The organism is Delftia sp. SD018 (genome assembly GCF_017355445.1).
Classification (GTDB): Bacteria; Pseudomonadota; Gammaproteobacteria; order Burkholderiales; family Burkholderiaceae_C; genus Comamonas; species Comamonas acidovorans.
Map to the genome: position 1 here is coordinate 393794 of NZ_JADDRN010000001.1, position 22704 is coordinate 416497.

18 protein-coding genes are annotated in these 22704 nt (G+C 66.6%); 10 read left to right on the forward strand and 8 right to left on the reverse strand.

What is annotated here, in order from left to right:
• Positions 1 to 64: 64 nt before the first annotated feature.
• From INR38_RS01765 to INR38_RS01775, 3 genes are all read left to right on the forward strand, one after another.
• The gene (locus tag INR38_RS01765; RefSeq protein WP_099750845.1) at positions 65 to 1243 is read left to right on the forward strand and encodes a deoxyguanosinetriphosphate triphosphohydrolase; all 1179 of its coding nucleotides are present in this window, start codon (positions 65 to 67) and stop codon (positions 1241 to 1243) included.
• Positions 1244 to 1381: 138 nt separating this feature from the next.
• Positions 1382 to 2002: a DUF1415 domain-containing protein gene (locus INR38_RS01770; protein ID WP_012207370.1), complete on the forward strand. Its 621-nt coding sequence runs from the start codon at positions 1382 to 1384 to the stop codon at positions 2000 to 2002.
• Entirely contained in the window at positions 1999 to 2880 is an 882-nt protein-coding gene (locus INR38_RS01775) for an SAM-dependent methyltransferase (protein WP_096913954.1), read from the forward strand. The genes INR38_RS01770 and INR38_RS01775 overlap by 4 nt, the downstream gene beginning before the upstream one ends.
• A gap of 20 nt (positions 2881 to 2900) precedes the next feature.
• On the opposite strand, the gene INR38_RS01780 is transcribed toward INR38_RS01775, so the two are convergent.
• Complete coding sequence (locus INR38_RS01780) at positions 2901 to 3998, reverse strand: MBL fold metallo-hydrolase (protein ID WP_016450981.1); 1098 nt, start codon at positions 3996 to 3998, stop codon at positions 2901 to 2903.
• Positions 3999 to 4190: 192 nt separating this feature from the next.
• Between INR38_RS01780 and INR38_RS01785 the strand changes: the two genes are divergently transcribed.
• The 3 genes from INR38_RS01785 to INR38_RS01795 all read left to right on the forward strand — a co-directional run bounded on the left by INR38_RS01785 (position 4191) and on the right by INR38_RS01795 (position 8052).
• Positions 4191 to 5603, forward strand: a complete 1413-nt coding sequence (locus INR38_RS01785; RefSeq protein WP_016450982.1) for an alkaline phosphatase — start codon at positions 4191 to 4193, stop codon at positions 5601 to 5603.
• 38 nt (positions 5604 to 5641) lie between these two features.
• Entirely contained in the window at positions 5642 to 7159 is a 1518-nt protein-coding gene (locus INR38_RS01790; protein ID WP_063328266.1) for an alkaline phosphatase, read from the forward strand.
• 95 nt (positions 7160 to 7254) lie between these two features.
• Positions 7255 to 8052, forward strand: coding sequence for a hypothetical protein (locus INR38_RS01795; RefSeq protein ID WP_207441716.1), 798 nt, complete (start codon positions 7255 to 7257; stop codon positions 8050 to 8052).
• A 190-nt stretch (positions 8053 to 8242) separates the two neighbouring features.
• Here INR38_RS01795 and INR38_RS01800 read toward each other — a convergent pair whose 3' ends face one another.
• From INR38_RS01800 to INR38_RS01820, 5 genes are all read right to left on the reverse strand, one after another.
• Positions 8243 to 9250, reverse strand: coding sequence for a tripartite tricarboxylate transporter substrate binding protein (locus INR38_RS01800; RefSeq protein WP_012207363.1), 1008 nt, complete (start codon positions 9248 to 9250; stop codon positions 8243 to 8245).
• Between the two features lie 175 nt (positions 9251 to 9425).
• Positions 9426 to 10166: an SDR family oxidoreductase gene (locus INR38_RS01805; protein WP_207441717.1), complete on the reverse strand. Its 741-nt coding sequence runs from the start codon at positions 10164 to 10166 to the stop codon at positions 9426 to 9428.
• A gap of 7 nt (positions 10167 to 10173) precedes the next feature.
• Positions 10174 to 11385, reverse strand: coding sequence for a 3-oxoadipyl-CoA thiolase (gene pcaF, locus INR38_RS01810; RefSeq protein WP_012207361.1), 1212 nt, complete (start codon positions 11383 to 11385; stop codon positions 10174 to 10176).
• A gap of 74 nt (positions 11386 to 11459) precedes the next feature.
• A complete protein-coding gene (locus tag INR38_RS01815; RefSeq protein WP_026062883.1) occupies positions 11460 to 12119 on the reverse strand; it encodes a 3-oxoacid CoA-transferase subunit B in 660 nt (219 codons plus the stop codon).
• A gap of 26 nt (positions 12120 to 12145) precedes the next feature.
• Positions 12146 to 12847 (reverse strand): 3-oxoacid CoA-transferase subunit A, encoded by a 702-nt coding sequence (locus INR38_RS01820; protein ID WP_207441719.1) that lies wholly within the window; start codon positions 12845 to 12847, stop codon positions 12146 to 12148.
• An 86-nt stretch (positions 12848 to 12933) separates the two neighbouring features.
• Here INR38_RS01820 and INR38_RS01825 point away from each other — a divergent pair, with 86 nt between their 5' ends.
• The 4 genes from INR38_RS01825 (at position 12934) to INR38_RS01840 (ending at position 21008) form a co-directional block, all read left to right on the forward strand.
• On the forward strand, positions 12934 to 13773 hold the full coding sequence (locus INR38_RS01825; protein WP_207441727.1) for an IclR family transcriptional regulator C-terminal domain-containing protein: 840 nt from the start codon (positions 12934 to 12936) through the stop codon (positions 13771 to 13773).
• A 60-nt stretch (positions 13774 to 13833) separates the two neighbouring features.
• Positions 13834 to 14544, forward strand: coding sequence for a transposase (locus tag INR38_RS01830; RefSeq protein WP_013800776.1), 711 nt, complete (start codon positions 13834 to 13836; stop codon positions 14542 to 14544).
• 188 nt (positions 14545 to 14732) lie between these two features.
• A complete protein-coding gene (locus INR38_RS01835; RefSeq protein WP_207441729.1) occupies positions 14733 to 19463 on the forward strand; it encodes a glutamate synthase-related protein in 4731 nt (1576 codons plus the stop codon).
• Positions 19464 to 19532: 69 nt separating this feature from the next.
• A complete protein-coding gene (locus INR38_RS01840; RefSeq protein ID WP_034396989.1) occupies positions 19533 to 21008 on the forward strand; it encodes a glutamate synthase subunit beta in 1476 nt (491 codons plus the stop codon).
• Positions 21009 to 21218: 210 nt separating this feature from the next.
• Here INR38_RS01840 and tatC read toward each other — a convergent pair whose 3' ends face one another.
• On the reverse strand, positions 21219 to 22043 hold the full coding sequence (gene tatC, locus INR38_RS01845) for a twin-arginine translocase subunit TatC (protein ID WP_013800779.1): 825 nt from the start codon (positions 22041 to 22043) through the stop codon (positions 21219 to 21221).
• A 150-nt stretch (positions 22044 to 22193) separates the two neighbouring features.
• Positions 22194 to 22691: a Sec-independent protein translocase protein TatB gene (gene tatB / locus INR38_RS01850; protein WP_012207353.1), complete on the reverse strand. Its 498-nt coding sequence runs from the start codon at positions 22689 to 22691 to the stop codon at positions 22194 to 22196.
• Positions 22692 to 22704 lie beyond the last annotated feature (13 nt).

Consider the following 22704-nt stretch of genomic DNA (forward strand, 5'->3'; position numbering starts at 1 on the left):
TCCGCAGCGCAGGGGGCAAGCAGGAACTGCTAGAGTGGCCTCGTCAGCATGATGAGGCGATCGAATGCAGAAACAGGCCCTGGCCCCTTATGCCTGCAACCCGGCGTTCAGCCGGGGGCGGCGTTTCCCGGAGGCGCCTGCGCCCACGCGCAGCGACTTCCAGCGCGACCGGGACCGCATCGTCCATTCCTCGGCCTTCCGGCGGCTGGTCTACAAGACCCAGGTCTTCGTCAACCATGAAGGCGATCTGTTCCGCACACGGCTGACGCATTCGCTGGAGGTGGCCCAACTGGGCCGCTCGGTCGCGCGGTCCCTGCAGCTCGACGAGGATCTGGTCGAAGCCATCTGCCTGGCCCACGACCTGGGCCACACCCCCTTCGGCCATGCGGGCCAGGACGCGCTCAATGCCTGCATGCAGCCGCACGGCGGCTTTGAGCACAACCTGCAAAGCCTGCGCGTGGTGGACCGGCTGGAGGAGCGCTATCCGGCCTTTGACGGGCTCAACCTGAGCTTCGAGACGCGCGAGGGCATTCTCAAGCACTGTTCGCGCACCAATGCCGAGCACCTGGAAGCGCGGGAGCCCGGTGGCGTGGCCCAGCGCTTTTTGCTGGGCCGGCAGCCTTCGCTGGAGGCCCAGCTGTGCAATCTGGCCGATGCCATTGCCTACAACGCCCATGACGTGGACGATGGCGTGCGCTCCGGCCTGATCACCATGGCCCAGCTGCGCGAGGCCGTTCCCTTGTTCGCGCGCTATCACGATGCAACGCTGGCCGAGCACCCCCAGCTGGGCATGCCTTTGGCCGAGCGGCGCCTGCTGTACGAAAGCATCCGCCGCATGCTCAGCGACCAGGTCTATGACGTGATCGCCGCCACGCAGCAACGCATTGCACAGGCACGACCCTGTTCGGTCGATGAGGTGCGCGCACAGGCTGGCCCCCTGGTGGGCTTCAGCGATACCATGAGGCAGCAGTCGCTGCAGCTCAAGCAGTTCCTGTTCCGCAATCTCTATCGCCATGAACAGGTGATGAAGACCATGGACGGCGCGCAGCAGGTGGTGGCCGAGCTGTTTGCGGCCTACATGGTGGAGCCCGATCGCATGAAGCCGCGCTTTGTGCAGCGGGCCATGCTGGCCGAGGACGTATCGGCGCGTGCGCGGGTGGTGGCCGACTTCATCGCCGGGATGACGGATCGCTACGCGGCCCGGGAACATGAGCTGCTGACAGGCCTGCGCCTGCTGGGCTGAGAAATCCGAGCACCGGCATCGCCCGGGCGGCGCGGCTAGAATGCGGACCCTGCGTGACAGGGCAGGGAAGGGTTCCTGGACGGTTTCGCAATGTCTGGGGGCGCAGTGCCCCCGTTCGCATTTTTGAAGGGCACAGCCATGACCGATACCAACCACGAGATTCGCGCGGCCGAGTTTCCGCCTGTCACCGTGATCGAGGATACGGTGCACTGGCTCGAAAAGGCCGTGATCGGCCTGAACCTGTGCCCCTTCGCCAAGGGCGTGCACATCAAGGGCCAGATCCACTACACGGTCAGCCAGGCCACCGACGCCGAGGGCGTGGCGGCGGACCTGCACCGCGAGCTGGAGGCGCTGGCCGAGGCCTCGCCTGAGAAGCGCGACACCACGCTGCTGATCCTGCCCCATGCGCTGCAGGAGTTCCTGGACTTCAACGACTTCCTCGAAGTGGCCGACGCCATGGTCGAGGAACTGGACCTGGGAGGCATCCTGCAGGTGGCCTCGTTCCATCCGCAGTTCCAGTTCGAGGGCACCGAAGCCGACGACGTCACCAACTGCACCAACCGCTCGCCCTATCCCACGCTGCACCTGCTGCGCGAGGACAGCATAGACAAGGCGGTCGAAGCATTCCCCGAGGCGGAGTCCATCTACGAGCGCAACATGGAGACGCTGGAGAAGATCGGCATCGAAGGTTGGCTGGACATGGGCGTGGGCGCGCGCTGCCCCGTGGCGCATGCAGCCAAGCCGGGTGCAGCCGAATGAAGGCGCGCCAAGGCAAGCCTGCCGCGAAACCCGAGCAGGATGTGACCGAGCAGCTGGGCCTCAAGCCCGGCCAGTCCATCGAACTGCTCAAGGCGCTGCACATCCTCACGCGCGAAGGCAAGATCAACCAGGACTCGCGGCGCAAGCTCAAGCAGGTCTACCACCTGTACCAGTTCATCGCCCCCATCCTCGAAGAACTGTCGGCCGACGACCATGCGGTCACCCTGGCCGACCACGGCGCCGGCAAGTCCTACCTGGGCTTCATCCTCTACGACCTGTATTTCAAGCCGCTGGGGCGCGGCCACATCTACGGCATAGAAACGCGCGCGCCGCTGGTGGAGGCTTCGCAGAAGCTGGCCGCCGAGCTGGGCTTCGACCGCATGGGCTTCCTCAACATGTCGGTGGCCGAATCCACGCATGCCGACTTCATGCCTGCGCAATTCGACGTGGTCACGGCCCTGCATGCCTGCGACACCGCCACCGACGACGCCATCGCCTTCGGCCTGGAGAAGAAAGCCAAGGCCATGGTGCTGGTGCCCTGCTGCCAGGCCGAGGTCGCTGCCTGCCTGCGCCAGACCAAGGCGCTGAGCCTGACGCGCACGCCGCTGGCAGAACTGTGGCGCCATCCCATACACACGCGCGAAATGGGCAGCCAGCTCACCAACGTGCTGCGCTGCCTGTACCTGGAAGCCTGCGGCTACCAGGTCACCGTGACCGAACTGGTGGGCTGGGAGCACAGCATGAAGAACGAGCTGATCATTGCGCGTTACACGGGGCAGAAAAAGCGCAGTGCGGTCGAGCGCATGCGCGCCATCCTGGCGGAGTTCGGCCTGCAGGATGCGATGGCACAACGCTATCCGCTGCTGCAGGCGGCCTGAGCCGGCTGCCTGCAGCAGTCTCAGGCCCCCGCCACGGCGTGGTACCAGGCGATGCCATCGGCATCGATGCTGCGCTCCACCTGCCCTGCATGCATCAGGTGGTTGAGGCAGGCCAGGCTTTCGCCCGTGGCCATGCCCAGCAGGGCTGGGCTGGATTCGCTGATGGGGCGTGAGAACAGGGCGCCGAAGACATCGACGGCGCGACGCGGTTCGGCCAGTGCGGCCAGCAAGCGGGCGTTGGCGCGTTCCTGGCCTGCGGCCAGCGAATCGATGCGCGCATGCAGGCCGCGAAAGCAATCGCCATGCGCGGGCAGGACGAGCACATCGTCGGGCACTTCGCGCCTGACCTTTTCCAGAGAATCCATCCAGTCGGCCATGGGGTTGGCGTCTGGCTCCATGGCATGGACCGAGACGTTGGACGAGATGCGCGGCAGCACCTGGTCGCCCGAGATCAGCAGCTTGAGATCGGGACAGTAGAGGCTGGCGTGCTCGGGCGAGTGGCCGCTGCCGACCACCACGCGCCACAGGTGCTTTCCTATGCGCAGTTCCTCGCCGTCGTGCAGGCGGCGGTAGCTGTCGGGCAGGGCGTGGATGTGCTTGCCGAAGTTGCCGAAGCGGGCGCGGTAGGACTCCAGCGCGCTGTCACTCCAGCCTGCGCGGCGGTAGAAGGCGATGGCGTCGGGTGGCGCCTCGCGGCTGCAGTCCGAGACCACGACGCGGCAGTTGAGGTACTCCAGGCGCGTCATGTACAGCGGCACATGGAACTTGCGCGTCAGCCAGCCGGCCAGGCCCACATGGTCGGGGTGCATGTGGGTGACCAGCACGCGCGTCAGCGAGCGGCCGTCGGTGGATTGGGAGAACAGCGCGCGCCAGGTGGCCACGCCTTCGTCGGTGCGCGCGCCGGTATCGACGATGGCCCAGCCCTGGCCGTCATCGATGGCCCAGAGATTGATGTGATCCAGCGCATAGGGCAGGGGCATGCGTATCCAGAGCACGCCGGGTGCGACCTCCAGCGTCTGTCCGCGCTGCGGTGGCGCCTCGAACGGGTAGTCGAGCACCGGCTTGGGCGGCGCATCCGTGGCGTGCGAGGCGATCGGGGCTTGGGCTTTCTGGTCCATGGGGTTCCTTGTTCAGTCGCGGGGGTGGCCGGGTACTCCCCGGCTGGCCGTGCATCCCCGCAACGATACGCCTGCCGCTCCTGCCTTGCTGTCACGGGCTCGTCACAGGCCGCTCCTACAGTGCACGGGTCAATCAACAGGGGGAGGGCGCGGCCGTGCTGCGGGGTCCCCTGCCTACAGAGGGATATCCGCATGAAATTGAAGATGTTGTGCAGCGCGCTGGCTGGTGCCTCGCTGCTGTTGAGCGCCTGTGGCGGCAGCGACGGTTCGTCCGCAGCCGCTCCGACCAAGAACGTGCTGTTCTTCCTGGGCGATGGCATGGGCATCACCACCATGACCGCCGCACGCATCTACAGCGTGGGTGAAGACGGTGAGCTGACCATGGACAAGCTGCCCGAGACGGCCTTCGTCCACACCTTCTCGAACGACGCCCAGGTGACGGACAGCGCGCCCTCGATGGCCGCCTACATGACCGGCGTGAAGATGAACAACGAAGTCATCTCCATGACGCCCGACACCAAGGCCACGGACGCTGCGGGCAAGGCCTATCACACCAACTACGACAGCACCTGCCCCAGCGGCAACGGCCAGGCCGTTCCCACGCTGCTCGAGCAGATGAAGTCCGCCGGCTACGGCACGGGCGTGGTCTCCACCGCGCGCATCACGCATGCCACGCCGGCAACCACCTACTCGCACGTCTGCCACCGCGATGCGGAGAACACCATCGCCGCGGCCCTGGTGCCCGGAGGCTCCGGCTACAACAGCAAGCTCGGTGACGGCGTGGACGTGATCCTGGGTGGCGGCTCCTACTACTTCACGCCCAAGGCCGACGGCGGCCGCCGCAACGACAGCCGCAACCTGATCGCCGAGTTCAAGACGCAGAAGTACAGCTACGCCGCCAACAAGAGCGAGTTCGACAAGCTGCCCGTGGATGGCAGCAAGATTGCCGGCCTGTTCACCAAGGACCACATGGCCTATGACCTGGACCGCGATGCGACCAAGGAACCGAGCCTGGCCGAGATGACCGGCAAGGCCATCGACGCACTGTCGGCTAAGAAGAAGGGCTTTTTCCTGATGGTGGAAGGCGGCCGCATCGACCATGCGCTGCACGCCACCAACGCGCGCCGTGCGCTGCAGGACACGGTGGCCTTCGACAACGCCATTCAGACCGCGCTGGACAAGATGGCCAAGCTCGATCCGGGCCTGAAGAACACGCTGATCGTCGTCACCGCCGACCATGACCACACGCTGCACCTGAACGGCTATGCCGCGCGCACCGGCAAGACCGAGGCCGGCAAGCCCGGCGTGCTGGGCCTGGTCAAGAACTACGTGGACGGCAAGGCCTCCACCGATGTGGATGGCAATCCCTACACCATCCTGGGCTTCGGCAACGGTCCCAAGCGCCTGGCCACGCGGGGTCCCATCGACGCGGCCTCGCTGGAGAGCCCCGACTACCTGCAGGAGGCCGTGGTGCCCCTGGCCTCCGAAACCCACGGCGGCGGCGACGTGTTCCTGGGCGCGCAAGGCATGGGTGCCGATACGTTCTCGGGCGTGATCGACAACACGGCCGTGTTCAACCTGATCAAGAAGAGCATCGGCTTGTGATGCCGCACGCTGCATTCAAGGCACTCAAGGAATTCCACATGCATCCGATCCTCCAAAAGACCTCCCTCGCCCTGGCTGCGGCCGGCGCGCTGGCGCTGCTGGCACCCGCCGCCCATGCGGCTGGCGAGGCCAAGAACGTCATCTTCTTCCTCGGCGACGGCATGGGTCCGGTCACCGTGACCGCCGCGCGCATCTACAAGGGTGAGAAGCAGCTGGCTGCCAATCCCACGGCACTGACCAGCAGCGAGCGCGCCACGCTGACCATGCAGTCCCTGCCTTACGCCAGCCGCGTCAAGACCTTCTCGCGCGATGGCCAGACCACGGACAGCGCGCCTTCGATGGCGGCCTACATGACCGGCGTGAAGATGAACAACGAAGTCATCTCCATGTCGGCCGAGACCCTGGCCTATGCGGCCAACGGCCAGCAGTACATCAACGGCGAGGACACCACCTGCCCGGCCGGCAACGGCCAGCCCGCGCAGACCCTGCTGGAACTGTCCAAGGCCAAGGGCCGCGCCGTGGGAGCCATCTCCACCACGCGCGTGGGCCATGCGACGCCTGCGGCCACCTACGCCCACATCTGCAACCGCAATGGCTACAACAGCATTGCCGAGCAGTCCGTGCCCGGCCATGCCAACTACAACGCCAAGCTGGGCGACGGCATCGACGTGCTCATGGGCGGCGGCCAGCGCAACTACCTGCCCAAGTCGGTCAACCCCAGCAGCAAGCGCACGGACACGGCCAACCTCGTGGACATGATGAAGGCCAAGGGCTACGCCTATGTCGCCAAGGGCAGCGAGCTGTCGGCCCTGGACGCGACCAAGGCCCCCAAGCTGCTGGGCCTGTTCACGCAAAGCGAAATGGCCTACGAGCTGGACCGCGTCAAGCAAAAGCTGGACGAGCCCAGCCTGGCCGACATGACCGGCAAGGCGCTGGACGTGCTCAGCCGCAATGACAAGGGCTTCTTCCTGATGGTGGAAGGCGGCCGCATCGACCACGCACTGCACGGCACCAATGCCAAGCGCGCGCTGGAAGACACGCTGGCCTTCGACCGCGCCATCGAGACCGCCATGGCCTACATGGAAAAGAAGGACCCGGGCCTGAAGAACACGCTGATCGTGGTCACGGCCGATCACGACCACAACATGGTGTTCAACGGCTACTCCAAGATCGGCAATCCCATCCTGGGCAAGGTGCAGGACTACCAGACCGGCCAGATGGCCAAGGCCCAGGACGGCAAGCCCTACACCACGCTGGCCTTCGGCAACGGCGGACGTCCCAACGCCACGGCCTCCAGCCAGGTCAATGCCGAAGATGGCAACAAGCCCTGGATCGCTCCCACGCGCGGCGCCTCGCGCGACGACGTGACGGCCGTGGACACCACGGACGACAACTACCTGCAGGAAGTCGGCCTGAACCTGGGCACGCCGGGCTCCGAGACCCATGGCGGCGGCGACGTGATGCTGTTCGCCGGCGGCGCGGGCGCCAAGATCTTCAAGGGCACGATGGACAACACCAAGGTGTTCTCCAAGGTCCGCGAAGCCGCTGGCCTGTAATTGTTTCTTCCTTCGTTGGCTGCTTGCCAACCCCTGGCCGGAGCCGTGGCACATGCGTGTGCCCGGCCCCGGTTTTTTCGCATTGGCTGGATTCCATGACGCTTTCCCTTCCGGCGCCGCGCGCGGCGCGCCACATCTACGCGGCCGCGCTGCTGGCCTGTTCCGTCTCCGCAGCATGGGCCGCCGAGCCGGCCAAGGCGGCGGCACCCGTACCCACGGCCGCAGTCCCCGCTGATTCCGTGGCGCGCACCACGGCCGCCGTACAGGCCACGCCCGAAGCCGACCTGCGCATCACCTACGAAGCCATGAGCGTGGGCAGCGACGGCGTGCAGCGCAGCAGCGTCTATACCAACCGCGTCTACCGCCGCAAGGCCCTGCTGTGGATAGAGCGCGAAATGCCCGCCGCCCTGCGCCAGAGCCAGGACCACGGCCATGACCACGCCCATGGCCCGCACGCCGGCCACGCCCATGACGAAGCCCGCGCCGCACCCCTGTCCATCCGCCGCGCCGATGACGGCAAGGTGGGCGTGGAAGTCATCCTGGCCAAGCTGCGCCGCGTCATCAGCGTGGACCTGGCCCACCACGGCAACGTCGGCTACGGCGGCTCCTTCGACAACGTGTACTGGATCGTGCCTCCCACCGCGCTGCAGGGCATGGAGCGCGTGGGCAAGCCGCACAACGGCGTGCAGCGCTACCGCGGCACGGCAGGCGAGCAGACCACCGTCATCGACTGGGACGTGGCCAACCAGTTCGCCCGCCGCGTGGAGCGCAGCGACTCCCACGGCACCGAGCGCATCGTGGTCACCGCCAGCAAGCTGCCCGCACCGCTGGCCCAGCCCTGGAAGGCCATCGAAGGCTATGACAAGGGCGACTACTCCGACTTGCTGGATTGAGCACCTGACACCCCAATGCAAAGAGCTGCCCGGAGGCAGCTCTTTTTTATTCCCCATTTCAATGCTCAAACGCATGGCGCTGGAAACCGGCGCAGCCTAACACCAGGGGCGCCGAGCAAGAGCCGCCTCGCGGCGATGGCGCCGTCCCCCCTTCAGGGGGAAGCCGCGCAGCGGCTCAGGGGGAGGCCAGTTACACCTGCGCTCCAGAGTCTTTTACGACCTTGCTCCACTTCGTCGATTCGGCCTTGATGTAGGCGAGGAATTCGGCCGGCGTGTCGATCACGACATCACCGCCCTGGTCGTTGATCTTCTTGACCACGGCCGGGTCCTTGAGCACCTTGGCAATGGCCGTGTACAGGCGCTGCTGCACGGCGGCGGGTGTCTTGGCCTGGGTCCAGAGGCCGAACCACGAAGTGGCCTCGTAGCCGGGCACGCCGGCTTCGGCCACGGTGGGCACGTCGGGCAGTTCGGGCGAGCGCTTGGCCGTGGTCACGGCGATGGGACGCAGCTTGCCCGAGCGCACATGCTGGATGGCCGAGGGCATGTTGTCGAACATGATGGCGATCTGGTTGCCCAGCAGGTCGGTGATGGCCGGGGCGCTGCCCTTGTAGGGCACGTGCACCATGTCCAGGCCCGTCATGGAGCGGAACAGCTCGCCCGACAGGTGGATGGAGCTGCCGCTGCCCGAGGAGCCGTAGTTCAGCTTGCCGGGATTGGCGCGCGCGTAGGCGATCATTTCCTTGACGGTCTTGAACGGCTGGCTGGGGTGGGCCACCAGCAGGTTGGGCACGTTGGCCACGCGCGTCAGGGGCGAGAAGTCCTTGATGGGGTCGAAGCCGGGCTTGGCGTAGAGCGCGGCATTGATGGCATGCGTGCCCACGGTGCCCATGAACAGCGTGTAGCCGTCGGCCGGTGCACGTGCGGCGGCCACGGCGCCGATGTTGCCGCCAGCGCCGGGCTTGTTGTCCACGATCACGGTCTGGCCCAGTTCCTGCTGCAGCGCCTGGGCGACGATGCGCGCCAGGATGTCGGTGGTGCCGCCAGCGGCGAAGGGCACGAGGATGGTGATGGGCTTGCTGGGGAAGCCGTCCTGGGCCAGGGCGGCGGTGCCGGACAGGGCGCCGAGCGCGGTCAGGGATGCGGCGGCCAGCGCCTGCAGGCCACGGCGGCGGGTGAAGTGGGTGGTTTGATCGGACATCGAGAGGTCTCCTGATTCGGCAATAAGGTGGATGGCCGGGCCCGGCAAGGTCGGGCTGGGCCAGGGCAGGGCCCTGTGTGGCGCCCGCCTGTGCAGGCGGGCGCTTCCAGTGGTTCTTCTTGAAGGGGGTTGTGCCTGGGAAGGCGTTCGGTCAGACGGTCGGTCCGACGTTCGGTCAGACGGGCGCCACGCCCAGCGTGGTGCCGCCGCAGATGTAGAGCACCTGGCCGGTGATGAAGCCGTTGTCGGGCGACAGGAAGAACAGCGCGGCGCGGGCCACGTCCTCCGGTGTGCCCATGCGGCCCACGGCAATGCTGTTGAGGATGCGCTGGGTCTGCGGCGCGCCCTCGGGGTTGCTCTTGGTGAACAGCTCGGTGGCGATAGGGCCGGGGCCCAGGGCGTTGACCGTGATGCGGTCGCGGCCCAGTTCCATGGCCAGGGTGCGCGTCAGGCCGATCAGGCCCGCCTTGGTCGCCGAGTAGACGATGCGGTCGGGCTTGCCCAGCGCGGCGCGCGAGGACATGTTCACGATGCGCCCCTCGCCGCAGGCACGCAGTGTGGGCAGGAAGGCCTGGACCAGCAGCATGGGCGCGCGCAGGTGCAGTCCCACCACGTCGTCGAGATGCTGGGTGCTGGCGTTGTCGATGGTGCCGGGGCGCGTGGCGCCCGCGTTGTTGACCAGGGCCACCACGTTGTGCGCGGCGGCAATGCGTGCCGCCGCCTCGGCCGTGGCCTGCTCGCTGGTCAGGTCGGCCTGGTAGCTCACCAGCAGCGGATGGCTCCAGTCGGGCAGCACATAGTCGAGGTTGACCACGGCGCGGCCCTGGGCCAGCAGGGCCTCGGCGATGGCGCGGCCGATGCCGTTGCTGGCGCCGCTGACCACGGTGACGGGTGTCTTGTTATCCACGGTGCTCATCGCTGTCTCAGACCTTTTCCAGGATCACGGCAATGCCCTGGCCCACGCCGATGCACATGGTGCACAGCGCGTAGCGGCCGCCCAGCGTGTGCAGCTGGTTCACGGCGGTGGTGGCCAGGCGCGCGCCGGAGGCGCCCAGCGGATGGCCCAGCGCAATGGCGCCGCCCCATTGGTTGACGCGGCGGTCGTCGTCGGCAATGCCCAGATCGCGCAGCACGGCCAGGCCCTGCGCGGCAAAGGCTTCGTTCAGCTCGATCACGTCCATCTGCTCCAGCGTCAGGCCGGTCAGGGCCAGCACCTTGCGCACGGCGGGCGCGGGGCCGAAGCCCATGATGCGCGGCGCCACGCCGGCCACGGCCATGCCGACCACGCGGGCGCGCGGCACCAGGTTGTATTGCCTGGCGGCTTCCTCGTTGGCCAGCAGCAGGGCGCAGGCGCCGTCGTTCACGCCGCTGGCATTGCCGGCCGTCACCGTGCCATCCGGGCGCACCACGCCCTTGAGCTTGGCCAGCGCCTCGATGGTGGTGGCGCGCGGATGCTCGTCCTGGCTCACCACGATGGCGTCGCCCTTTTTCTGGGCAATGGACACGGACACGATTTCCTTGGCCAGGTAGCCGGCCGCGATGGCGGCGGCGGCCTTTTGCTGGCTGGCCAGGGCCATGCGGTCCTGGGCTTCGCGCTCGATCTTGAAGTCGTCGGCCACGTTCTCTGCCGTCTCGGGCATGGAGTCCACGCCGTACTGCTGCTTCATCAGCTTGTTGACGAAGCGCCAGCCGATGGTGGTGTCATAGACGGCGTTGCTGCGGCTGAAGGCGCTTTCTGCCTTGGGCATGACGAAGGGCGCACGGCTCATGCTTTCCACGCCGCCCGCGATCATCAGGCGGGCCTCGCCCGCCTTGATGGCGCGCGCGGCCGTGCCCACGGCGTCCAGGCCCGAGCCGCACAGGCGGTTGATGGTGGCGCCCGGCACATCGATGGGCAGGCCGGCCAGCAGGGCGGACATGCGTGCCACGTTGCGGTTGTCTTCGCCGGCCTGGTTGGCGCAGCCGTAGAGCACGTCGGCCACGGCCGTCCAGTCCACGCCGGGGTTGCGCTCCATCAGCGCCTTGATCGGCACGGCGCCGAGGTCATCGGCACGCACCGGGGACAGGGCGCCGCCGTAGCGGCCGAAGGGGGTGCGGATGGCGTCGCAGATGAAGGCCTGGTTGGACTGGCTCATGGTGTCTCCTGGGAAAAGAATGAAGAGGTGCCGGGGTGCGCCGCCGCGCACCCACTGGGTGGGGAGCTGAGGGATCAGGCCGTGGCCGTCGCGTCCTTGATGGGCAGGCCCACGATGGACTGCAGCTCGGCGTGCGAGAGGCCGGGCACGGTGTCGATCAGGCGCAGGCCCTCGGGCGTGCATTCCAGCGTGCACAGGTCGGTGTAGATACGCTTGACGCAGGACAGGCCCGTGAGCGGATAGCTGCAGGCCTCGACGACCTTGCATTCGCCGGTCTTGGTCAGCAGGTCCATCATCACCCAGGTCTGGCGTGCACCCACGGCCAGGTCCATGGCGCCGCCCACGGCGGGAATGGCACCGGCCTCGCCTGTGCTCCAGTTGGCCAGGTCGCCCGTGGCCGAGACCTGGAAGGCGCCCAGCACGCAGATGTCCAGGTGGCCGCCGCGCATCATGGCGAAGCTGTCGGCATGGTGGAAGTAGCAGCCGCCCGGCAGCAGGGTGACGGGCTGCTTGCCGGCATTGGTCAGGTCATAGTCCTCCTGGCCTTCGGCGGGCGCCGGGCCCATGCCCAGGATGCCGTTCTCGCTTTGCAGGATGACCTCGCGGCCGGCCGGGATGTGGTTGGCCACCTGGGTGGGCATGCCGATGCCCAGGTTGACATAGGCGCCGTCGAAGATGTCTTCGGCCACGCGCCGGGCCAGCTCTTGCTTGCTGCGTTTCTGGTAGCTGCTCATGCTCTTGCTTTCGGCGGTTGGGGCGCTCATGCGGTTTTCTTGAAGCCGCCGGCCTGGGTGGCCACGCGGTCGATCTTCACGATCTGGCTCACGTAGATGCCGGGCGTGACCACGGCCTCGGGGTTCAGCGCGCCCAGCTCCACGATCTCGTGCACGGTGGCAATCGTGTGCTTGGCCGCCGTGGCCATCACGGGCCCGAAGTTGCGGGCCGACATGCGGTAGGTCAGGTTGCCCCAGCGGTCGCCCTTCTCGGCCTTGACCAGCGCCACGTCGCCGTGGATGGGATGCTCCAGCACATAGTGCTTGCCGTTGATCTCGCGCGTTTCCTTGCCGTTGGCCAGCTCCGTGCCATAGGCCGTGGGGCAGAAGAAGCCGCCGATGCCGGCGCCGGCGGCGCGCAGGCGCTCGGCCAGGTTGCCCTGGGGCACGAGTTCCAGCTCGATCTTGCCGCTGCGGTACAGGTCGTCGAACACCCAGCTGTCCACCTGGCGGGGGAAGCTGCAGATGATCTTGCGCACCTGGCCGCTCTTGAGCAGGGCGGCCAGCCCCTGGTCTCCGTTGCCCGCGTTGTTGTTGACCACGGTCAGCTCGCGTGCGCCCTGGGCGATCAGGCCGTCGATGAGTTCGGTGGGATTGCCCGAGGTGCCGAAGCCCCCGATCAGCACGGTGGAGCCGTCCTGGACGCCCGACAACGCCTCGGCGATGGTGTCGGTGATTTTGTTGATCACTTGCTTGTCTCCGGTATGCAGGCCGCTGGCGCTGCGCTAAAATGTTCGTATGTAGAACAAAAGTTCGCAGAAAGAATTATAGAGCCATGGAAAAAAATGCCGCTTCCGTAATTTCCACAGGTGGGGCAGAAGAAGAGAGCGGCACGCCGCGCCCCGGCGACAGCTATGTGCAGTCCTTTGCGCGCGGCCTGGGCGTGATCCGCTCGTTCAGCGCCGAGGCGCCTGCGCAGACGCTCAGCGAGGTGGCGGCGCGCACGGGGCTCACGCGTGCCGGGGCCCGGCGCATCCTGCTGACGCTGCAGACGCTGGGCTATGTGAAGAGCGACGGCAAGCTGTTCCAGCTCACGCCGCGCATCATGGAACTGGGCTTTGCCTACCTCAGCTCCACCCCGGTCTGGAACCTGGCCGAGCCCGTGATGGAAAACCTGGTCGACGAGGTCAAGGAGTCCTGCTCGGCCGCCGTGCTCGATGGCGGCGACATCGTCTATGTGCTGCGCGTGCACACCCACAAGATCATGAGCACCAACCTCGGCGTTGGCTCGCGCCTGCCGGCCTGCTGGACCTCGATGGGGCGCGTGCTGCTGGCCGGCGAGAGCGATGAATCCCTGCAGGCCCTGCTGGATGCGCGCGAGCGCCGGCAGTTCACGGCCCTGACCGAGCAGGATGATGACCGCCTGCGCCAGCGCATTCTGGAGGTGCGCGCCCAGGGCTGGGCACTGGTGGACCAGGAACTGGCCGAAGGCCTGATCTCCATCGCGGCGCCCGTGAAGAACGCGGCCGGGCGCACCGTGGCTGCGCTCAACATCAGCGGCCAGGCCAACCGCAACAGCGCCGAGATGATGCGCGGGCAACTGCTGCCCCGGCTGCTGGCCGCCACGCAGCTGGTGAGCCAGCTGCTGCGGGCCTCATCGCGGCTTTCCCTGTAGGGCGGCGGGCGGCGCGGCGCGGCGCTCCATAATTGCCGATCCACGCCCCGCACTCGCACCATGGCCCGCCTGCCCCGACTCACCCTTGCGGATCTGCCGCACCACATCATCCAGCTCGGCAACAACGGCGGGGACATCTTCATCGATGCCCAGGACCGGGAAACCATGCTGGGGCTGCTGCGCGAGATGGCGCGCAGCTGCGAGCTGGCCGTGCATGCCTACGTGCTGCTGCCCAGCCAGTTCCACCTGCTGGCCACGCCCCGCACCGGCGATGGCCTGCCCAAGTTCATGCAGGCCGTGGGCCGGCGCTATGTGCGCTACTTCAACGACCGTCACGGCCGCAGCGGCACGCTGTGGGAAGGCCGCTATCGCGGCACGGTGCTGCAGCCCAGCTGGCTGCTGCCCACCATGGTCTTCATGGACGACAGCCCCGTGCGCGCCGGCCTGGTCCAGCGGCCGGCCGACTGGCCCTGGTCCAGCTACGCGCACAACGCCGGCCTGCGCAGCGACGCGCTGATCCAGCCGCATGCCGTGTTCTGGGAGCTGGGCAACACCCCGTTTGCGCGGGATGCAGCCTATGTGGAAGCCGTGGAAGAGGGGGTCGGCGCCGACGACGCCGAGCGCATCAGCCAGTCGGCGCTGCGGGGCTGGGCGCTGGGCGATGAGCAATTCATTGCCGATTTACAACAGCGCACCGAGCGCCGTGTGACCCGCCAACGTGCCGGTCGTCCGCCCGGACGGACCAATGAGCGCACCACAACAGTGCGTTAGTACCCACTGATGGCTTGCAAGTGCTTGATTCCTCACTGCAGGTCTTTGTGAAATAAATGTGTCCCTTATTAATTTCCGATTTTTTTGTTCTGGAATTAATTGGGATCTGACCCTTATATAAATTTATTGCATGAGGTGATGCCTTGCCTTAATCTTGCGTTCCCTGCGAAAAATTTGAGGATTCCGCCATGACGACGGCTGCCGAGATCAAGCATCTCCAAGACCACGGTCTGTACTCCAAGAGCAACGAGCACGACGCCTGCGGCCTCGGCTTTGTTGCACATATCAAGGGCGTCAAGCGCCATGACATCGTCACCGGCGCGCTCAAGATCCTCGAAAACATCGACCATCGCGGCGCCGTGGGTGCCGACAAGCTCATGGGCGATGGCGCGGGCATTCTGATCCAGATTCCCGACCAGCTCTACCGCGAAGAGATGGCAAAGCAGGGCGTGGCCCTGCCGCCCGCGGGCGAGTACGGCGTGGGCATGATCTTCCTGCCCAAGGAGCATGCCTCGCGCCTGGCCTGCGAGCAGGAGATGGAACGCGCCATCAAGGCCGAAGGCCAGGTCCTGCTGGGCTGGCGCGATGTGCCCGTGAACCGCGACATGCCCATGTCGCCCACGGTCCAGGAAAAGGAACCCATCCTGCGCCAGGTCTTCATCGGCCGCGGCGCCGACGTGATCGTGCAGGACGCGCTCGAGCGCAAGCTGTACGTGATCCGCAAGACGGCCAGCGCCGCCATTCAGAACCTCAAGCTCAAGCACAGCAAGGAATACTACGTTCCCAGCATGAGCAGCCGCACCGTGGTCTACAAGGGCCTGCTGCTGGCCGACCAGGTGGGCGTGTACTACAACGACCTGTCCGACGAGCGCTGCGTCTCGGCCATCGGCCTGGTGCACCAGCGCTTTTCCACCAACACCTTCCCCGAGTGGCCGCTGGCCCACCCCTACCGCTACGTGGCCCACAACGGTGAAATCAACACCGTGCGCGGCAACTACAACTGGATGCTGGCGCGCGAAGGCGTGATGGCCTCGCCCGTGCTGGCCGAGGACCTCAAGAAGCTCTATCCCATCAGCTTCGCTGGCCAGTCCGACACGGCAACGTTCGACAACTGCCTGGAACTGCTGACCATGGCCGGCTACCCCATCAGCCAGGCCGTGATGATGATGATTCCCGAGCCCTGGGAGCAGCACGAGTCCATGGACGAGCGCCGCCGCGCCTTCTATGAATACCACGCCGCCATGATGGAGCCCTGGGACGGCCCGGCCTCCATCGTGTTCACCGACGGCCGCCAGATCGGCGCCACGCTGGACCGCAACGGCCTGCGCCCCTCGCGCTACGTGATCACCGATGACGACCTGGTCATCCTGGCTTCCGAGGCCGGCGTGCTGCCCGTGCCCGACAGCTCCATCGTGCGCAAGTGGCGCCTGCAGCCCGGCAAGATGCTGCTGATCGACCTGGAGCAGGGCCGCCTGATCGAGGACGACGAGCTCAAGGCCAACATCGTCAACACCAAGCCCTACAAGCAGTGGATCGAGAACCTGCGCATCAAGCTGGGCAGCGTGGGCGGTGACACCCATGCCGGCCCCGAGGCCGCCAGCCTGCCGCTGCTCGAGCGCCAGCAGGCCTTCGGCTTCACGCAGGAAGACATCAAGTTCCTGCTGGCTCCCATGGCCAAGAACGGCGAGGAAGGCATCGGCTCCATGGGCAACGACAGCCCGCTGGCCGTGCTGTCGGACAAGAACAAGCCGCTGTACAACTACTTCCGCCAGATGTTCGCGCAGGTGACCAACCCGCCGATCGACCCCATCCGCGAAGCCATCGTGATGTCGCTGGTGTCCTTCATCGGACCCAAGCCCAACCTGCTGGACATCAACCAGGTCAACCCGCCCATGCGCCTCGAAGTGCACCAGCCGGTGCTGGACTTCGCCGACATGGCCAAGCTGCGCGACATCGAACGCCACACGCAGGGCAAGTTCAAGAGCGCAACGATCGACATCACCTACCCGCTGTCCTGGGGCAAGCAGGGCGTGGAAGCCAAGCTGGCATCGCTGTGCGCGCAGGCCGTGGACGCCATCAAGGGCGGTGCCAACATCCTGATCATCAGCGACCGCCATGTGAGCGCCACCCAGGTGGCCATCCCCGCGCTGCTGGCGCTGTCGGCCATCCACCAGCACCTGGTGCGCGAGGGCCTGCGCACCACGGCCGGCCTGGTCGTGGAAACGGGCACGGCGCGCGAAGTGCACCACTTCGCCGTGCTGGCAGGCTACGGCGCCGAGGCCGTGCATCCCTACCTGGCCATGGAAACCCTGGCCGACATGCACAAGGAGCTGGGCGGCGACCTGTCGGCCGACAAGGCCATCTACAACTACGTCAAGGCCATCGGCAAGGGCCTGTCCAAGATCATGTCCAAGATGGGCGTGTCCACCTACATGTCCTATTGCGGCGCCCAGCTGTTCGAGGTGATCGGCCTGAATAGCGACACCGTGGACAAGTACTTCACCGGCACGGCCAGCCGCGTCGAGGGCATCGGCGTCTTCGAGATCGCCGAGGAAACCATCCGCAACCACCGTGCGGCCTTCGGTGACGATCCCGTGCTGGAGACCATGCTGGACGCCGGCGGCGAATACGCCTGGCGCGCCCGTGGCGAAGAGCACATGTGGTCGCCCGACGCCATCGCCAAGCTGCAGCATTCCACGCGCTCCAACAACTGGAGCACGTACAAGGAATACGCCCAGCTGATCAACGACCAGAGCAAGCGCCACATGACGCTGCGCGGCCTGTTCGAGTTCAAGTTCGACCCGGCCAAGGCCATTGCGCTGGACCAGGTCGAATTGGCCAAGGACATCGTCAAGCGCTTTGCCACGGGCGCCATGTCGCTGGGCTCGATCAGCACCGAGGCCCATGCCACGCTGGCCGTGGCCATGAACCGCATCGGCGGCAAGAGCAACACCGGCGAAGGCGGGGAAGATCCCCAGCGCTACCGCAACGAGCTCAAGGGCATCCCGATCAAGAAGGGCGAGACCCTGGGCTCCATCATCGGCGCCGACAAGGTCGAGGCCGACATCGAGCTGCAGGACGGCGACTCGCTGCGCTCCAGGATCAAACAGGTGGCATCGGGCCGCTTCGGCGTCACGGCCGAGTACCTGTCGTCCTCGGACCAGGTGCAGATCAAGATGGCCCAGGGCGCCAAGCCCGGCGAAGGCGGCCAGCTGCCCGGCGGCAAGGTGTCCGACTACATCGGCAAGCTGCGCCACTCCGTGCCCGGCGTCGGCCTGATCTCGCCCCCGCCCCACCACGACATCTACTCCATCGAGGATCTGGCCCAGCTGATCCACGACCTGAAGAACGTGGCGCCGCATGCCGACATCTCGGTCAAGCTCGTGTCCGAAGTGGGCGTGGGCACCATCGCGGCCGGCGTGGCCAAGTGCAAGAGCGACCACGTGGTGATCGCGGGGCACGACGGCGGCACGGGCGCATCGCCCTGGTCGTCCATCAAGCATGCGGGCTCGCCCTGGGAAATCGGCCTGGCCGAGACCCAGCAGACCCTGGTGCTCAACCGCCTGCGCGGCCGTATCCGCGTGCAGGCCGACGGCCAGATGAAGACCGGCCGCGACGTCGTCATCGGCGCGCTGCTGGGTGCCGACGAGTTCGGCTTCGCCACGGCGCCCCTGGTCGTCGAGGGCTGCATCATGATGCGCAAGTGCCACCTGAACACCTGCCCCGTGGGCGTGGCCACGCAGGACCCGGTGCTGCGCGCCAAGTTCTCGGGCAAGCCCGAGCATGTGGTGAACTACTTCTTCTTCATCGCCGAGGAAGTGCGCCAGATCATGGCCCAGCTGGGCGTGGCCAAGTTCGACGACCTGATCGGCCGTGCCGACCTGCTGGACACCCGCAAGGGCCTGCAGCACTGGAAGGCCCAGGGCCTGGACTTCTCGCGCCTGTTCGCCCAGCCCGAAGTGCCCGCAGACGTGGCGCGCTTCCATGTCGAAAAGCAGGACCACCTGCTGGACAAGGCGCTGGACGTGAAGCTCATCGAGCGTTGCAAGCCCGCCATCGAGAACGGCGAGCGCGTGCGCATCATGGAAGTGGCGCGCAACGTGAACCGCTCCGTGGGCGCCATGCTCTCCGGTGCCGTGACGCGCGTGCATCCCGAAGGCCTGCCGGATGACACCATCCGCATCCACTTCGAGGGAACCGGCGGCCAGTCCTTCGGCGCCTTCCTGTGCAACGGCATCACGCTGAACCTGCGCGGCGATGCCAACGACTACACGGGCAAGGGCCTGTCCGGCGGCCGCGTGGTGGTGCATGCCAGCCATGAATTCCGTGGCGACACGACGACCAACACCATCGTCGGCAACACCGTGATGTTCGGTGCCACCAGCGGCGAGGCCTTCTTCGGCGGCGTGGCCGGCGAGCGTTTCGCGGTGCGCCTGTCGGGCGCCACGGCCGTGGTCGAAGGCGTGGGCGACCACGGCTGCGAATACATGACCGGCGGCACCGTGGTGGTGCTGGGCAAGACGGGCCGCAACTTCGCGGCCGGCATGAGCGGCGGCGTGGCCTATGTGTATGACGAGGATGGTCGTTTCGCCGAGCGCTGCAACAAGGCGTCCGTCTCGCTGGACCAGGTGCTGCCCCACGACGAGCACCTGGCCCAGGTCTCGCCCGCCGTCTGGCACCGCCGCGAAACCGACGAACGCCAGCTGCGCGCGCTGATCGAGGCGCACAGCCGCTGGACCGGCTCCAAGCGTGCACGCGACCTGCTGGACAACTGGGCGGCGGCCCGCTCCAAGTTCGTCAAGGTCTTCCCCAGCGAGTACAAGCGTGCCCTGTCCGAGATGTACGAGCGCCAGGTGATGGAAGAGCCCGCCACGCCCGAGGTCGAGGAACACGCCAAGGAAGCCGTGGCCGCCAAATAACAAGGAAGCGAAGGATGCGGGCAGCAGCCCGCATCCATCCCTGCACCCCACACATCAGGACAACGAATCATGGGAAAGACCACCGGCTTCATGGAATATGAACGCCTCGAGGAGGGCTATGCGCCCGTCGTCGAGCGCGTGAAGCACTACAAGGAATTCGTCATCGGCCTCGATGACAGCCAGGCCAAGATCCAGGGCGCGCGCTGCATGGACTGCGGCACGCCGTTCTGCAACAGCGGCTGCCCGGTCAACAACATCATTCCGGACTTCAACGACCTGGTCTTCCACGGCGGCTGGAAGAGCGCCAGCGCCGTGCTGCACAGCACCAACAACTTCCCCGAGTTCACCGGCCGCATCTGCCCCGCGCCCTGCGAGGCCGCCTGCACCCTGAACATCAACGACGACGCCGTGGGCATCAAGTCCATCGAGCACGCCATCATCGACCGTGCCTGGGCCGAAGGCTGGGTCAAGCCTCTGCCCAGCAGCCGCAAGACCGGCAAGAAGGTCGCCGTGGTCGGCGCAGGCCCCGCAGGCCTGGCCGCATCGCAGCAACTGGCGCGCGCCGGCCACGATGTCACGCTGTTCGAGAAGAACGACCGCGTGGGCGGCCTGCTGCGCTACGGCATCCCCGACTTCAAGATGGAGAAGTCGCACATCGACCGCCGCGTCGAGCAGCTCGTGGCCGAAGGCGTCAAGATCCGTACCGGCGTGCTGGTGGCGGGCAAGGACGGCCTGGGCGAAGACTCCAAGGTCACCAACTGGGCCAAGGAAACCGTCAGCCCCGAGCAGCTCATGGCCGAGTTCGACGCCGTGCTGCTGACAGGCGGTGCCGAGCAGTCGCGCGACCTGCCCGTGCCGGGGCGCGAACTCAAGGGCATCCATTTCGCCATGGAGTTCCTGCCGCAGCAAAACAAGGTCAACGCCGGCGACAAGCTCAAGGGCCAGCTGCGGGCCGATGGCAAGCACGTCATCGTCATCGGTGGCGGCGACACCGGCTCCGACTGCGTGGGCACCAGCAACCGCCACGGCGCTGTCAGCGTGACCCAGTTCGAGCTGATGCCCATGCCGCCCGAGCAGGAAAACAAGCCCCTGGTCTGGCCCTACTGGCCGATCAAGCTGCGCACCAGCTCCAGCCACGAGGAAGGCTGCGAGCGCGAGTTCGCCATCGCCACCAAGGAGTTCATCGGCGAGAAGGGCCAGGTCACGGCCGTCAAGACCGTGCGCATCGAAATGAAGGACGGCAAGATGGTCGAAGTACCCGGCAGCGAGCAGGTGCTCAAGGCCGACCTGGTGCTGCTGGCCATGGGCTTCGTCAGCCCCGTGCAGGCCGTGCTCGACGCCTTTGGCGTGGACAAGGACGCACGCGGCAACGCCAAGGCCACCACCGACTTCACGGGCGGCTACGCCACCAGCGTGCCCAAGCTCTTCGCCGCCGGCGACGTGCGCCGCGGCCAGTCCCTGGTGGTCTGGGCCATCCGCGAAGGCCGCCAGGCCGCTCGCTCCATCGATGAATTCTTGATGGGCGCGTCCGACCTGCCTCGGTGAGATGCCAACCCCGGAAGGGGCTTGGCCATAGACAAAGAAAAAGCCCTTGGTGATGAACCAAGGGCTTTTTATTACAGATTCCTCGTGTTTCAGCATAGGCCCTTGAAACTGGCGCGCCCTAAAGCGAGGGACACCGAGGAAGGGCCTGGGCCGGCCGCGCCGCCCTGCACCGAGGGTGTCGTCCCCCTCTGGGGGAAGGCGCGAAGCGACTCAGGGGGAGGGCTTATCCTCTGCGGGCTTGTCCACTGCGGTGCCGGGTTCGGCTTCTTCTTCCGGCGCCTTGGAGACGCGGCTGAACCAGCCGGCGCCCAGGATGCCGATCTCGTAAAGAATGCACATCGGAATGGCCAGGGCCAGTTGGGAGATCACGTCGGGCGGCGTGACCACGGCGGCGATGATGAAGGCCACCACGATGAAATAGCCGCGGAAGGACTTGAGCTTGGCGATGTCCACCAGGCCGAAGCGCACCAGCAGCATGACCACGATGGGCACCTGGAAGGCCAGGCCAAAGGCCAGGTACAGCGACAGGATGGCCTCCACATAGGAGGCGATGTCCGGCGTGGCCGCCACGCTGTCCGGGGTGAAGCCCTGGATGAAGGCGAACATCTTGTCGAGCACGAAGAACTGCACGAAGGCGATGCCGATATAGGCCAGCAGGCTGCCGAAGATGATCAGCGGCAGCGCAAAGCGCTTTTCATGGCTGTACAGGCCGGGCGCCACGAAGGCCCACATCTGGTACATGATCCAGGGCAGCACGGCCAGCACGCCCACCATCATCAGCACCTTGAGCGGTACGAAGAAGGGCGTGAACACGCCGACCGCGATGAGCTTGGCATCGGGCGGCATGTGGGCCTTGATCGGGTGGGCGATGAAGTCGATCAGCCCGTTGGGACCGGGCCACACGGCCAGCACGGCGATCGCCAGACCGATGCCGTAGATGCAATAGAGCAGGCGGTCGCGCAGCTCCATCAGGTGCTGGACGAAAGGCTGCTCGGTGCCTGCCAGCTCGTCGTCTTTAGGTGGAATGTCGGACATGGTGCGAAACCGCGGCGGGCCGCAAGGGCATCCACGGACCTGGGGTGAAAAGCAGAAAGCCCGACGGATCGGGCAGGATTCGGCAATGGCGGGTGCCCGGGTGGCAGAGGCTGGGCTGGTTGCCTCGTGGCCCGCGGCGCGCCGGCATCTTCAGCGGGACTTCTGGGGGCGAAAGCGCGCCACGCGCGCCGCGCCCGACTGCGCCTTGGTGCGCACGCCGGCGCGGGCCTTGTACCACTGGGGCACGGCGGCACGCTTGAGGCGCCAGTTCTTGCCCGGGTGACGGTAGGCCGGCGCCACGGCGCTGTACGTATCGCTGTCGGAGCCGTAAGAAGAGGAGTCGTACGAGGAAGACGTGCCGTTGAGCGATGCCGTGGACTCGTTCCAGTCCTTCTCGAAGTTGGCGGCCGAAGTGTGGATGGACTGCTCGACGTCACGCGCCGCGCCTTCCACCGTATCCTTCATCTTGCGCAACTCGTCGAGTTCCATCGAACGGTTGACCTCGGCCTTCACATCGGAGACATATCGCTGGGCCTTGCCCAGCAGGGTGCCCACGGTACGCGCCACGCGCGGCAGCTTCTCGGGACCGATGACCACGAGGGCCACGGCACCGATGAGCGCCATCTTGGAAAGGCCAATATCAAACATGGAAGCTTGGCGT